Below are 13,790 nucleotides of genomic sequence, written 5' to 3'. Positions count from 1 at the left end.
CTGCTCGCCGCGCTCCTGCTGCGCCGGGCCGAGCGGGCGGAGACGTCGGCCGCCGGGGCGGGGAGCGATGCCCCGGCCGAGCGGGCCGGCCGGCTGGAGAAGGCCGGGGACCGGTCGGACGCGACGGGACCGGCGGCATAGCATCGGAGAAGACGTGCGTACCGGACCGTCAGCATCCGGTACGCCGCCCTTCCGGCAGGGCCCGCCAGGTCCCGCCTTCTTCCGGCAGGACCGGCCCGGTCCCGCCTTCCGGCAGGACAGCTCGGTGGGGCGGTCCGAGCAAGACGAGGAGAGTGCGCCATGGTGTCCGAGACCGACTCCGAGTCCGCGTCCGAGCCCGACTCCGCGTCTGACTCAGCGTCCGCGTCCGACTCTGGGTCTGACTTCGTGTCCGAGCCCGACTCCGCGTCCGTGCCCGGCCGTGCGAGCAGCGCAGCGCGGACCAGCGTATGGCTGGACCGGCGGACCCCCTCGCGTTCCCGAAAGTCGGAGTCCCCGGCGGGGCTGGACCGCAACCGGATCACCGAGGCGTCGGTGCGGCTGCTGGACGCCGACGGCCTCGCCAAGTTCTCCATGCGCAGGCTCGCCGCCGAGCTGGACGTCACCGCGATGTCCCTTTACTGGTACGTCGACACCAAGGACGACCTCCTGGAACTGGCGCTCGACTCGGTCTACGCGGAGATCGCCCCGCCCCGCGAGGACGCCGACTGGCAGGACCGGCTGCGGGAGCTGGCCCGCAGCTACCGCGAGCTCCTCGTCCGCCACATCTGGATCTCTCCGCTGGCCGGGACCTTCCTCAACATCGGCCCGAACTCCATGCTGTTCTCGTACGCCGTCCAGGACGTGATCCGGGCCACCGGCCTGCCCCTGGAACGGCAGGCGGGCGCGCTCTCGGCGGTCTTCCAGTTCGTGTACGGATTCGGCACCGTCGAGGGCCACTTCAAGGCGCGGTGCGACGCGACCGGGCTCACCCAGGACGAGTACCACCAGCAGGCGATGGGAACGATCAGGGCGCAGCCGCACCTGCGGGAGGTCAGCGAGTACTCCGACGAGATCATGTCGGCCCGGGGCGGGGACACGGTCGAGGAGATGCGCGAGCGGGATTTCGTCTTCGCGGTGGACGTGGTGATCGCGGGCATCGAGACGATGCGCGACCGGACCGGGGCACCGGCTCAGTAGGCGCTTCTCCGAGGACCGCTCAGTAGCCGCGCCCCACGTCCACCGTCAGCTCGGGCCGTCGGCCCGCCGCCACGGCCTCCCAGCAGGCGGTGAAGTCCACGGCCACGTCCTCGTCGGTGGTGATCCCCGAGGAGTGCGAGGTGACGACCGTACGGGGCAGCTTCCACACCGGGTCCCCGGGTGCGGCCGGCTCCGCCGGCAGCACGTCCAGTACGGCCCGCCGCAGCCGGCCGTCCCGCAGCGCGGCCTCCAGCGCCGCCATGTCCACGGTCGCGCCGCGCCCCACGTTGACGAACGTCGCCCCGCGCACCACCGCGAACCGGGCGGCCCCGAAGAAGCCCTCCGTGGCCACGGTCAACGGCAGGGTGGAGATCACCCAGCGGGCCTCGGCCAGCACTCCGGTGTCCTCGGCGGCCCCGATCACACGGTCGAAGCCCGGCACCACCCGGGCAGATCCCGGCACCACCCGGGCGGATCCCGGCGCGGGCCCGGACCTCGTCGTGCGGGCGACGCCGACGGTGCGCACCCCGCAGGCCCCCAGCAGCCGCCCGACAGCGGCGCCGATGCGGCCGGTCCCGTAGATCAGGGCGGTCTGCCCGGCGACGAGCTCCGAGGGGAGGCGCTCCCAGTGCGCGCGGGCGTGCTGGGCGGTGAACTCCGGTACGGCCTGGCCCTCGGCGAGCATCCAGGCCAGGACGTACTGGGCCATCCGCTCGCCCATTCGGCCCACGGTCCGGGTCAGGAGCGCGGGGGCGGGCCAGGAGCCACCGGAGAGCAGCGGGTCCGTTCCGGCGTTGACGCTGTGGAACCAGAGCAGACGGTCCGTCCGCAGCGCGTCGGGCAGCGTCCCGCCCACGCACAGAAGAGGTACGTCGGACGGCGGCGGGACGTCCGTCAGGGGTTCGGCCGGGCGCCCGGCGACCCGCTCCAGCTCCCGCACCAGGCCACCGTCCAGCGAGGGCGCGACCAGCAGCCGGGCCCGCGCGAGGGCGTCGGGCGCGGGCAGCCCGTACGCGAGGACCGAGTGGGCCTGCCCCGGGACGGGTACCTGCGGCACGCTCCCGGTGTTCGCTGCCCTTGCGCGCGGCGCGGCGGCCCCGGTGCTCGCGGTCGCCCTGGCCTGTCCGGTCTCCCCGATCGCCTTGGTCTCTTCGGTCTCCCCGGTCGCCCCGGCCATCTCGGTCACCTCGGGCTCAGCTCCCGGGGGCCAGGCGGGCCGGGAAGCCGCCGGTGGCGACGGGGCCCCAGCGTTCCGGGGTGACCCGGATGATCGACTTGCCCTGCTTCACCATCGCCGACCGGTACTCGTCCCAGTCCGGATGCTCGCCCGAGATGTTCCGGAAGTACTCGACGAGCGGCTCGACCGAGTCCGGGGCGTCGATGACCTCCGCCGAACCGTCGACCTGCACCCACGGCCCGTCCCACTCGTCCGACAGCACGATCACGCTGACCCGCTCGTCCCGGCGCGCGTTGCGGGACTTGGCGCGCTCGGGGTACGTCGACATGACGATCCGCCCCGAGTCGTCCACACCGCAGGTCAGCGGGGAGCCCTGGGGGCGGCCGTCGGCCCGGGTGGTGAGCAGGACCGCCCGGTGCCGGGGGCGTACGAACGCCAGCAACGCGTCGAGCTCCACGGCGGTGTTGGTCGCGATGTTCGGTGCCATGCCCACCACCCTACGACCGGGCCCGGCGGCCGGGGACTGTTCGTCGGACTGCCGCCCTCCGGGCGCAGCCGGCAGCTTGACGACCGGCCCTAGCCGGGCAGGGCATCGCCCTGTACCGCCTGGATGTCCAGCTCCACGCGCAGGGTCGTGCCGATCGCGGAGATGCCGGCCTGGACGACCTGGTTGTAGTTCATCGCGAAGTCGTCGCGGCGCAGTTCGGCGGTGGCGTGGAAGGCCGCGCGCACCCCGCCCCAAGGGTCGGGCCCGGTGCCGAGGTAGCTGAGGTCCAGGTCGACGGGGCGGGAGACGCCGTGCAGGGTCAGTTCGCCGCGCACGGTCCAGCGGTCGGGTCCTGCCGGGGCCAGTGCGGTGGAGCTGTAGGCGATCTCCGGGTACCGGTCCACGTCCAGGAAGTCCGGCGAGCGCAGATGCTTGTCCCGCATCCCGTTGCCGGTGTCGATGCTGGCCGCCCTGATCACCGCGTCGACCCGGCAGCGGGAGATGTCGTCGGCGATCCGGATCCGGCCGCCGAAGTCGGTGAAGCGGCCGTGCACGCTGGAGATCCCCAGGTGCTGGGCGACCGCGCCGACCGAGGAGTGCGCGGGGTCCAGCGACCAGGCGCCCGGCGGCGGCAGCTCCACCCCGCCCTGGCGGGCCAGAACGATCTGGCCGCCCTCGATCCGGCCGCTCGCGGTGACGAGGGCGGTGGAGGCGGCGGGGGCGTACCCGACCGCCGTGACGATCACCGTGTACGCGCCGGCCGCCAGGGAACCGTCCGTGCGGACGGCCCCGTCCTCGTCGGCCGCGGCCCGCAGCACCTGGGCGCCGGTCATGTCGGTGACCGTCACGACGGCGTGCTGGACCGCCCAGCCGTCCCGCGTCCGTACCTGTGCGCGAAGTCCCATCCCGTATCTCTCTCCTAGCTCGATGACCCACAGGCCCCCGGAGGGGACCCCGGGGGCCACATGAGTCGGGCCCCGGGGCGGGTGCGGCAGGCCGTCCCCTGCCTGCCGTACCCGCCACCGGGGCCCGCTTCCACCCGGTCGCGACAGCCTCTCCGCTGAAAGTGCCGTCCGACCAGGGGTCTTCGCGATCCCTTCACGTGCTCGTGCGCTTCCCTTCAGATCCACGCGCGCGCGGCGGAGGGATCAGTCACTCACCCGGGTGGGCGAGTTCGATGTCGTGACCGTCGACTCCCGGACCGCTGACGGTCAGTGATCCGGCCACCGGCGGGTAGCCGGTCGCGATGACCGCGTACTCGCCCGCGTCCAGGTCGGTGAAGGCGTACGCCCCGTCCTCGCCGGTCGTCGCGGTGGCGACCACGTTGCCCGCCGCGTCGATCAGCGTGACCCGTGCGTCGGCCAGCGGGCTCCGGGCGGACCCGGCCCGCACGACGCCCTGGACCAGTGCGCCGGACCGCAGAACGGCCTCGACGCGGCTGACGCCCTGGCCGCCGATCTCCACCGGCAGCGCCAGCGGACGAAAGCCGGCCGCGCTGACCGCGACCGTCACGGAGCCCGGGACCAGCTCGCCGAAGGCGAACTCGCCAGTCGGGCCGGACGCGCCGGTGGCCAGTACGTCGCCGCGGACGTCGGTCACGATGACCATCGAGCCCTCGACCGGAGCGCCGGACCCGTCGGCCTTGACGGTTCCGGCCAGTCCGCTCGTACCGGACAGCAGGATGTCGAAGGCCAGCGGCTCCTCGCCGACGACCACCGTGGACGCCTGCGGCTGGAAGCCGTCGGCGGAGGCGATCAGCACATAGCTGCCGGAGCCGGGGGCGTCCAGGGTGTAGCCGCCGTCGGGCCGGGCCACGGAGCGCCCGAGCTGCCGGCCGCCCAGCGAGATCAGGGTGACGGCCGCACGGGCGACCGGAGCACCCTCGGCGCCGCGCACCACACCGTGTACGGGGGTGCCCTGGACGGTCTCGTACGGGGCACCGGCACCGGCACCGGCACCGGCACCGGCACCGGCATCGGCATCGATACCGGTATCAGCGTCAGCATCGGCGGCGGTCGTGTCGACCGGGGTGCCCCCGGCCGCGCTCCCGGAGACCGGACCGGCCGCGCCGACGGCGGCGGGCACGGGGACCTCGGCCGCGTCGACGGCACGCGGAGCGACGGCAGCCGGAGCATCGACCAGGGTGTCGTTGGCGGCGCTGCTCTTCAGCGCGACCTCCTTGATGAAGATCGTCACGATGAAGGCCACGAGCGCGCACGGAGCGGCGTAGAGGAAGACGTCGCCGACGCCGTGCCCGTACGCGGTCTCCATGACCACGCGGAGGGGCTCGGGCAGCTTGTCCAGGTCGGGGATGCCCCCGCCGCCGGTGCCGCCGTGGCCGAACGCCGCACCCTCCGGGCCGAGGTCGGCGATGCCGTCCTTGACGTACCGCGTGACCCGGTTGCCCAGGACCGCGCCCAGTGCCGAGACGCCGATCGCACCGCCGAGGGACCGGAAGAAGGTGACGACGGAGCTCGCGGAACCGAGGTCCTCGGGAGCGACCTGGTTCTGCGTGGCGAGGACCAGGTTCTGCATCATCATGCCGATGCCGAGGCCCATGACGAACATGAAGACCGCGACGTGCCAGTACTCCGTGTCGTACCGGATCGTGCCGAGCATCCCGAGCCCGGCCGTGACCAGGAAGCCGCCGCTGACCAGCCACGCCTTCCAGCGCCCGGTCTTGGTGATGACCTGGCCGGAGACGGTCGAGGAGAGGAAGAGCCCAGCGATCATCGGGATGGTCATCACGCCGGACATCGTCGGCGACTTGCCGCGCGCCAGCTGGAAGTACTGGCTGAAGAAGACGGTGCCCGCGAACATCGCGACGCCGACGAACAGCGAGGCGATCGAGGCCAGCGTGATGGTGCGGTTACGGAAGAGGCGCAGCGGGATGATCGGTTCGGCGGCGCGCGACTCGACGAGGACGAAGAGCAGGCCGAGCAGGACCGAGCCCGCGACCATCACGTACGTCTGCCACGACAGCCAGTCGTACTTGTCGCCCGCGAAGGTCACCCAGACCAGCAGCAGGGAGACGGCGGCGCTGATGAAGAACGCGCCGGTCCAGTCGACCTTGACGCCCTCGCGCTTCACGACCGGGAGCTTCAGGGTCTTCTGGAGCACGATCAGCGCGATGATCGCGAACGGCACGCCCACGTAGAAGCACCAGCGCCAGCCCATCCAGCTGGTGTCGGTGATGACGCCGCCGAGCAGCGGACCGCCGACGGTGGCGACGGCGAAGACCGCGCCCAGGTAGCCGCTGTAGCGGCCGCGCTCGCGCGGGGCGATCATCGCGGCCATCACGATCTGCGCGAGGGCGGAGAGACCACCGACGCCGATGCCCTGGACGACCCGGCAGGCGATGAGCATGCCGCTGCTGGTCGACAGACCGGCGACGACCGAGCCCAGGACGTAGATGATCAGGGCTATCTGGACCAGCAGCTTCTTGCTGAAGAGGTCCGAGAGCTTGCCCCAGAGCGGGGTGGTGGCGGTCATGGCCAGCAGCGAGGCCGTCACGACCCAGGTGTAGGCGCTCTGGCCGCCGCCGAGGTCGGAGATGATCTCGGGCAGGGCGTTGGAGACGACCGTCGACGACAGGATCGCGACGAACATCCCGAGCAGCAGCCCGGCCAGCGCCTCCATGATCTGCCGGTGCGTCATCGGCGTACCGTCGGAGGCGTCGGAGGTGGTGGCGCCCCCGTGCCCTCCGTGCTTGGCGTGGCCGCCCCGCACACCGGTGGGTGTGGTCGTAGCCATTGAGTTCCTTATCCGTGCGTATTCGCTTCTGTTACACAGGTGTACGGGTGTGAGCCTCGTCGCCGAGGCGGGTCCTGCACTCGCCGGTGTGGCTTCCGGGGACGCAGCCGCCGGATCCGCGACAGGCGAAGCTGTCGCGCAGCCGGGACAGCAGTGCGATGAGCCGGCCGACGTCGTCGTCGGACCAGTCCTGGAGGTTGTGGGCGAACACCTCGGTGGTCCGCCGGGTCAGCTCGTCGAGCTGCTCGTGCCCGCCGGGGGTCAGCCGGAGGATGCGGGACCGCTTGTCCGCCGGGTCCGGAGACCGTTCGATCCAGCCGCGATCGGCCACATGGGCCACATGGCGGCTGGTCACCGACATGTCCACGGACAGCAGCTCGGCGAGCCGGCTGATCCGCATCTCGCCGTGCCGGTCCAGGAGGGTCAGTACGGCGGCGGATCCGGCGGGACACTCGGGCGGCAGAGCTCGGGACAGCCCCCTTTTGACGGCCCCGACGGCGCTGAGCTGCCGGGCCAGTTCCTCGTAACTACTCCGTGCGGCCACGGGAACCCCCAGCACGTTCACGACTATGTTGTTGCTTAGGGCAACGATAGAAGCCATTGGTTGCTACAGGCAAACGAAAATGGCCTTGCAGGGGTAAAGGAACACAAAAGCCTCCGTAGGGTCGAGGTCAAGCCCGGTCTCCGCGTCCGCCGCCGCAGGTCGGGCGGGGTGCCGGGCGGCCCCGGGGGTTGGGCCGGGGGCCCGGGTTCGCTAGGGTCCTGCTCCATGGCACACAACCCCCACGCCCCTCAGCCGGGCCCCGAGGGCAACCCCGATCCGGCGGGCAGCACGCAGATGTTCCGCGCCTTCGTCGACGAGGGTGAGCCGCAGCGCCGGCAGCAGCCCGCAGTGACCTCGTCCGGGCCGAGAACCGGGGTGATCGCGGCGGTGATCGCGGTCGTCGTCGTCCTCGGCGCGGTGGCCTGGCTCGCACTGGGCTGACCCACGACAGCACGACAGCACGACCGTATGACAGTACGAGCGTACGATCCGGCCGCACGGGGACGGGCAGCGGAGCCGCGACAGTCGGCCGCCGCTCCGCCCCGGGCGGCCTTCGTACGTTCAGGCCCCGGGCGCCTGCTCTCCTCACCGGCCCCGGCACGGGTACTCGTGGGCGGGCCGGGGTCACTCCCCTTCGGCCCGGGTCACTTCCACACGGCGAAGACGTCCTGTGTCTCGACGCGCATCCCCCACGGGACCCGCCAGGACTCCACGCAGACGGTGTACGTCTCCGAGCGCGCCGAACCCGCGCCGATCGGGGTGGGCAGGGGCTGGGACGAGGTGATGGTCGCCCAGTCGACGCCGAGGGCGCCGATGATGTGCGTGGCGAAGGTGACGGTCCCCGAGCGCGCCGGGGTGCCGCCGGTGTTGCGGAACTCCACGGTCACCTTCTCGCACCACCGTTTGTCCGCCGCCGCGCGCTGCGGGGCGCTCAGCTTCAGGGCGGCCGGGGTCGCGGGCGGTGGGGGAGGCTTCGGGGTGCCGGGGGTGCCGGGGGTGCCGGGGGTGCCGGGGGTGCCGCCGCCCGGGGCGGGGGTCCCGGGTCCGTCGGCCGACGGAGACCCGGATCCGGGGCCGGGCTCCGAGGGCTTTGAGGGCTCCGAGGGATTCGCATCCGCCCCGTCGTGTGAACCGCCCCCCTGGCCGCCCGGCGTCTGCGGACGCGCCCCACCGGGCCCGTCCGGAGCACGCCCGGACTCGCTCGCACCCGGGGACGGGGAGGAGGGCGAGGACGGGGGAGGGGGCGTACCGCTGCCGCCCCGGTCACCGTTCCCGTCACTCCCACCCCCGTCGAGGGGGGTGAGCGTCACCTTGCCCGAAGGCCGTCCGTCCCCGCCCGAGGAGCTCCCCGAGCCTTCGGCCGCCGCGCCCACGGCCACGTAACCGTCTCCCGGCCCGCTCCCGCAGCCGGTCAGGAGGCCGGTGCCCAGACACAGCGCGGCAGCCGAGGCGGCGATGGTGCTGCCTCGGCTGCCGGTCGGGGCGTGTGCCGGGCGGGACCGCGGGGTCTGACGTGTCCGACGTCGCATCGCGCCAGTGTGTCTGACGCACCGTCAAATCTGAACCCTCGTGCACGGGTCTGACGGACCGACGGACCGACGGACCCACGGTCCTGTCCCGGGCTCAGTCGGCGATGAGCCCTTCCCTGAGCTGTGCGAGTGTGCGGGTCAGCAGCCGGGAGACGTGCATCTGGGAGATGCCGACCTCCTCGCCGATCTGTGACTGCGTCATGTTCGCGAAGAACCGCAGCATGATGATCTGCCGCTCGCGCGGGGCGAGCTTGGCCAGCAGCGGCTTGAGGGACTCGCGGTACTCGACGCCTTCCAGCGCCGTGTCCTCGTACCCGAGGCGGTCGGCGAGAGAGCCCTCGCCGCCGTCGTCCTCGGGGGAGGGGGAGTCCAGGGAGGAGGCGGTGTAGGCGTTGCCGACGGCGAGACCGTCGACCACGTCCTCCTCGGAGACCCCGAGCGCGCGGGCCAGCTCCGGGACGGTCGGCGAGCGGTCGAGCTTCTGCGCGAGCTCGTCGCTGGTCTTGGTCAGCGCGAGCCGCAACTCCTGGAGGCGGCGGGGTACCCGCACGGACCAGGAGGTGTCGCGGAAGAAGCGTTTGATCTCGCCGACGACGGTGGGCATCGCGAACGTGGGGAATTCCACGCCCCGTTCGCAGTCGAACCGGTCGATCGCCTTGATCAGGCCGATCGTGCCGACCTGGACGATGTCCTCCATCGGTTCGTTGCGGCTGCGGAACCGCGCCGCGGCGTACCGCACCAGCGGGAGGTTCAGCTCGATCAGTGTGTCCCGCACATAGGTCCGCTCCGGACTGTCCGTTCCCTCGGGCCCCGAGGCGGGGCCGAGCGCGGCGAGCCGCAGGAACAGGGAGCGGGACAGCGTGCGGGTGTCGATGGCTTCCGGTGAGCTGGTGAGCACGGCGGGTTCCGGCACGCTCTTCGTGAGCGTGAGCACCTTCGAGCTGCCCTGTTCTTCGGACATGCCACCCCCTTGAGGTCGCGGACGGTCGCGGTGGCCGCGACCATCGGAGGAACGCAGCCTCCACCTGAATACCGGAGGCGGGGCTGCGGCAAACGCGCTTCGAGCAGAATGTCACATGTCGGCAACACGCTGTAGTGACATGTCGACAAGTCAGAGCCGAATCCGCCCTGGAAACAGGGGGTGTAGCCCTTTTATGCCGTCAGAACTGCTCTCTGGAGGGTCTACCCGTTCCGGTTACGCCTCGATCCTGTTTGCGGATCTCAGTCGGGCGAAACTTCTGGCGAGAAGCCTTGACACATGCATCTGGGAGACCCCCAGTTCCGCGCTGATCTGAGACTGGGTCAAGTTGCTGTAGTAGCGCAGAAGAAGGATGCGCTGCTCGCGCTCGGGGAGCTGGACGAGGAGGTGCCGGACGAGATCGCGGTGCTCGACGCCCGCGAGCGCGGGGTCCTCGTAGCCGAGCCGGTCGAGGAGCCCGGGCAGCCCGTCGCCCTCCTGGGCCGCCTCCAGCGAGGTGGCGTGGTACGAGCGCCCCGCCTCGATACAGGCGAGCACCTCGTCCTCGGAGATCTTCAGCCGCTCGGCGATCTCGGCGGTGGTCGGGGACCGGCCGTGAGCGGTCGTCAGGTCCTCGGTGGCCCCGGTGACCTGGACCCAGAGTTCGTGCAGCCGGCGGGGTACGTGGACAGTGCGCACGTTGTCACGAAAGTAACGTTTGATCTCGCCGACGACGGTGGGCATCGCGAAGGTGGGGAACTGGACCCCGCGCTCCGGGTCGAACCGGTCGATGGCGTTGATCAGGCCGATCGTGCCGACCTGGACGACGTCCTCCATCGGCTCGTTGCGACTGCGGAACCGCGCTGCGGCGTACCGCACGAGGGGGAGGTTCGCCTCGATGAGGGCTGACCGGACCCGGCGGTGTTCCGGAGTGCCCGGCTCCAGGTTCTTGAACTGGCCGAAGAGGACCTGGGTGAGCGCCCTGGTGTCGGCCCCGCGGGTCCTGGCGGGCCTGGCCGAGGGGTCCGGGGTCTCGGTCTGGATGTCCTCCGTCTGGACGGTCTGGGGAGGCACTTGAGGCGCTGTACTGGCCGACACGGTGACGCCACCCCTTCGCGGTCAACTACGGTCAATTCATCCGTCAAAAGCGGTCATAGCATCACAAGACATGTCCACTGTGTGCAAGCACCGCATAATGCCGTGTTGAGGTCGAAAAGGTTTAAACAGGACAGAGAAACCCCCCGCCTCAACGGCGGGGGGCCAGCGGAACCGGGACGAACCGGCGACGCGGAGGTGTCAGAAGGGGTAGTCGGCGATCACCCAAGTGGCGAACTCCCGCCACTGTCCCGCGGCGGCCTGGTGGGCCGGGTGCTCGATGTACCGCTTGAGTGCGTCCTCGTCGGCGACCGCGGAGTTGATGGCGTAGTCGTACGCGATCGGCCGGTCGGTGATGTTCCAGGCGCACTCCCAGAACTCCAGCCCGGGGACCTGCCCCGCCAGCTCCCGGAAGGCCCGGTCCCCGGCGACGACCCGCGGGTCGTCGCGCTCGACGCCCTCGTTGAGCTTGAAGAGGACCAGGTGGCGGATCATCGCTCGTCTCCTACTTCACCAGTTCTGACATGAAGTCACCGACGCTCTGCGCGGCGGTGGAAATGCCTTCGAACCCTACCTGGACCAGTTCGGCGGCCCGCTGCGGAGACATGATGATCGTGTACAGCACGAAGATCACCACTAGGTAGATCATGATCGTCTTTGCCTTGGCCACAATCCTGCCTCCCCGTCGACCCCATGTGCGATCGGGTGATTGTATCCGCACGGATGGCCGTATCCGGTGGCCGTTTCCGATCACTGACGCGCCCTTTAAGGACCTATGTCCCTGCCATCGGGGCCTTTTGCCCGGTCTCGTGGCTCCTGTCGCCCGGCAGGATGGATACCGAGCCCGACGGGACCAGGCAGGACCCGGAGGGCCGGAACAGGGCCTCTCTGTGGGGCCACCGCCGCGCGATACCCCCTGACCGCGACGGACGGCCGGCAGGCCCTGTTCTCACCGGGGGAAGCGGCTTGTCCCCCGACGCCGCTTCCCCCGACCTGACCCGGAGCGCCCGGCCGCCGCACACCCTCTGTGCGGCGGGCGGGCGCTCTGCTGTGTGCCTTGCCTGCCTTTCGGGGAGACCGCCTGACCGTAGGCGGCTGGGAGTTCGGCTGCCCACTGCACCGCCGAGAGTGGCGACCGGCCGTTGCCGGCGTGCGACGTCGAGCGGCCGGCCGTGAGGAGCCCCGCGCGCGGGGACGACGGCGTGCCCAGTCGAGACGCTCATCCATCGCCGGGACCAGCCCCGCATGCGCGGGGTCCACCCGCCCTCGTGCCGGGCCACGAGAGTGCGGGCGGGACCATCCCCGCGTGCGCGGGGACCATGGTTCGTGACCTGCGGGTTTATGTGCCCGAGGGGCTGTTTTTACCCACTTCTTGAGAAACGGACATATCTCCCCGGTGTGGCAAACCGTCCCGGCCTGAAGCTGGGCATGTCACAGGGATGATTCTGCCCTTCGCCGGCCGCGTGCGGTATCTCGTTCTCCGGAAGAGGAAGGGCGTTCGTCGTCGTGTCCGGGATCTCACGGAGGCGCATGGCTGCCATGCGGGAGGTTCGGTCGCCTTTCGCACGGTTCGCCACCGGCTTCTGTCGGTTGGGGGTGTGAGGTGATTGTGGCGCTCGGGTTCAGACGGGTTTGAGCAGGTCGCGGAGGTTGGCCATGTGTGCCTTGATGTCGGCGATCCCGGCGGGGTGCTCCGGTTCCTCGGTGGCCGTGGAGTGGTGGGTGGTGCGGCAGGGGTGGCAGAGGCCGTCGGGGAGGGCCTCCGGGGGGCCGGGGCGGCCGCAGTCGGTGCATTCCATGAGGATGCGGCGCGGTGGGGCGAGGGTGACGGTTTGGGCGCTTTCGGTGGGCAGTCGGGGTGGGATCTTGTCGGTGAGGCGGCGGCGGATCAGGCCGGCAGGGCTGTCGACCCTGGTGGGGAGTCCTGCGGTGAGGGCGCTGGTCAGGTAGTCGACGGTGACGCCCCGGGCGAGCCACTGGGCCGCTTGTGGTTCGAGGGCGGCGCAGTCGTCGGCGGAGAGGGCGAGGCGGTGGTCGTCGCGGCCCAGGCGGGCCAGGGCCAGGTAGGCCGGGGAAGGACCGGCTACGAAGGTGCGGGGCGTCATGGGCGTTGCGGGCGTCTCGGAGACCGCGCACGGGACGGGCGGCGCGGGGGCCGCGCTCGGGGTGGGCGGAAGGGGCGGCGCGGGCTCGTCGTCCGGCCTCTGGTGCGGGGTGCGCTGCTGCGGTACGGCGGGGCATCCGGGGGCCTGGTCCGCACCGGGGCCCTCCGGCGCGGGCGGCGGCGGTTCCTCGGCCGGGACCCACGGCGGCGGGGTCGCCGTGGCCGGGGTCGCCGTGTCGGGGGTCGGGGTGTCCGGTGCGGAGTTGGCGGTCCGGGCGGCCTTCTCGGTGGCGAGGTAGGTGTTCCACCACTCGTTGTCGTGGGCGGTGCTGGACCAGAAGGTGCGGAAGACCCAGCGCGTCTCGTCGCCGTCGCTGACGGGGCACCGTACGCGTCGCAGGTGCCCGGCGACGGACAGGGCGGTCAGGGCGGTGGAGATGGCCTGCTGGCCGTAGAGCGGGAGCTGCTTGGCGAGCTGCTTCACGCTCATCGCCGCCCCCTCGGGGAGGTGGTCGACGAACCCGGCGACATACCGCTCACGCGTCGGCAGCAGGGCGAAATCTTCGCGCGTAGGTGCCTGTTGATCGGGAGCCGTGCGTTTGCCGTACCCGGGCTTGGCCATCGGGTACGCGGCGGAGAGTGCGGGGGCGGGCGGGGCGGAGCTAGGCTGCTGGGTAGCCACGGGATCGTCCTTCTGGGTGATCGATCTTGCGGTGAGACCCCGGCCTGGTGTGGCAACACCGCGTCGGGGTCGATTGGTTCTCGCACCGTAAGCAGTCGTGACGCTGCGCCGCAAGCTGTCACGATTAGTCATACTTGCTCGCCGTGACGAGGGTGGGGAGGTGGGGGAGGTTTTCCCAACCCCCCTGCATCTACCCGCCGGTTAGAGAAGGCGCTCGAACCCCGGGTCCCGCATCCCGACGCCCGAGTCCCGGCACCCGAGCTTCGGGCCGGAGCCCCACCC

General features: G+C 71.4%; 13 protein-coding genes. 2 read left to right on the top strand and 11 right to left on the bottom strand.

Going from position 1 to position 13,790, the window contains the following annotated elements:
- The first annotated feature begins 300 nt into the window (after nt 1-300).
- The gene (locus tag B9S58_RS29875; RefSeq protein WP_258045131.1) at nt 301-1,179 is read left to right on the top strand and encodes a TetR/AcrR family transcriptional regulator; all 879 of its coding nucleotides are present in this window, start codon (nt 301-303) and stop codon (nt 1,177-1,179) included.
- 19 nt (nt 1,180-1,198) lie between these two features.
- Here the strand turns inward: B9S58_RS29875 and B9S58_RS29870 are convergent, their stop codons facing one another.
- The 5 genes from B9S58_RS29870 to B9S58_RS29850 form a co-directional block, all read right to left on the bottom strand.
- Nucleotides 1,199-2,365 (bottom strand): NAD(P)-dependent oxidoreductase, encoded by a 1,167-nt coding sequence (locus B9S58_RS29870; protein WP_258045130.1) that lies wholly within the window; start codon nt 2,363-2,365, stop codon nt 1,199-1,201.
- A 7-nt stretch (nt 2,366-2,372) separates the two neighbouring features.
- Nucleotides 2,373-2,843 (bottom strand): PPOX class F420-dependent oxidoreductase, encoded by a 471-nt coding sequence (locus tag B9S58_RS29865; protein WP_103535072.1) that lies wholly within the window; start codon nt 2,841-2,843, stop codon nt 2,373-2,375.
- Between the two features lie 89 nt (nt 2,844-2,932).
- Nucleotides 2,933-3,748, bottom strand: coding sequence for a YceI family protein (locus B9S58_RS29860; RefSeq protein WP_103535070.1), 816 nt, complete (start codon nt 3,746-3,748; stop codon nt 2,933-2,935).
- A 247-nt stretch (nt 3,749-3,995) separates the two neighbouring features.
- Nucleotides 3,996-6,596 (bottom strand): MFS transporter, encoded by a 2,601-nt coding sequence (locus tag B9S58_RS29855; RefSeq protein ID WP_103535069.1) that lies wholly within the window; start codon nt 6,594-6,596, stop codon nt 3,996-3,998.
- Nucleotides 6,597-6,627: 31 nt separating this feature from the next.
- Nucleotides 6,628-7,140: a MarR family winged helix-turn-helix transcriptional regulator gene (locus tag B9S58_RS29850; protein ID WP_103535071.1), complete on the bottom strand. Its 513-nt coding sequence runs from the start codon at nt 7,138-7,140 to the stop codon at nt 6,628-6,630.
- Between the two features lie 225 nt (nt 7,141-7,365).
- On the opposite strand from B9S58_RS29850, the gene B9S58_RS29845 reads away from it, so the two are divergent.
- Nucleotides 7,366-7,581: a hypothetical protein gene (locus B9S58_RS29845; protein ID WP_103535068.1), complete on the top strand. Its 216-nt coding sequence runs from the start codon at nt 7,366-7,368 to the stop codon at nt 7,579-7,581.
- 203 nt (nt 7,582-7,784) lie between these two features.
- Here the strand turns inward: B9S58_RS29845 and B9S58_RS29840 are convergent, their stop codons facing one another.
- From B9S58_RS29840 to B9S58_RS29820, 6 genes are all read right to left on the bottom strand, one after another.
- Complete coding sequence (locus B9S58_RS29840; protein WP_103535067.1) at nt 7,785-8,669, bottom strand: hypothetical protein; 885 nt, start codon at nt 8,667-8,669, stop codon at nt 7,785-7,787.
- A 94-nt stretch (nt 8,670-8,763) separates the two neighbouring features.
- A complete protein-coding gene (locus tag B9S58_RS29835; RefSeq protein ID WP_103535066.1) occupies nt 8,764-9,630 on the bottom strand; it encodes an RNA polymerase sigma factor SigF in 867 nt (288 codons plus the stop codon).
- Nucleotides 9,631-9,864: 234 nt separating this feature from the next.
- Nucleotides 9,865-10,725, bottom strand: a complete 861-nt coding sequence (locus B9S58_RS29830; RefSeq protein ID WP_103535065.1) for an RNA polymerase sigma factor SigF — start codon at nt 10,723-10,725, stop codon at nt 9,865-9,867.
- 198 nt (nt 10,726-10,923) lie between these two features.
- Nucleotides 10,924-11,217: a Dabb family protein gene (locus B9S58_RS29825; protein WP_103535064.1), complete on the bottom strand. Its 294-nt coding sequence runs from the start codon at nt 11,215-11,217 to the stop codon at nt 10,924-10,926.
- A 10-nt stretch (nt 11,218-11,227) separates the two neighbouring features.
- Complete coding sequence (locus tag B9S58_RS38265; protein ID WP_181009505.1) at nt 11,228-11,392, bottom strand: hypothetical protein; 165 nt, start codon at nt 11,390-11,392, stop codon at nt 11,228-11,230.
- Between the two features lie 952 nt (nt 11,393-12,344).
- Nucleotides 12,345-13,448 (bottom strand): MarR family transcriptional regulator, encoded by a 1,104-nt coding sequence (locus tag B9S58_RS29820; protein WP_103535050.1) that lies wholly within the window; start codon nt 13,446-13,448, stop codon nt 12,345-12,347.
- Nucleotides 13,449-13,790: the final 342 nt, after the last annotated feature.

It is taken from the genome of Streptomyces sp. SM11 (genome assembly GCF_002910905.1).
Taxonomy (GTDB): domain Bacteria; phylum Actinomycetota; class Actinomycetes; order Streptomycetales; family Streptomycetaceae; genus Streptomyces.
This window is presented reverse-complemented; position numbering and strand designations above follow the sequence as displayed.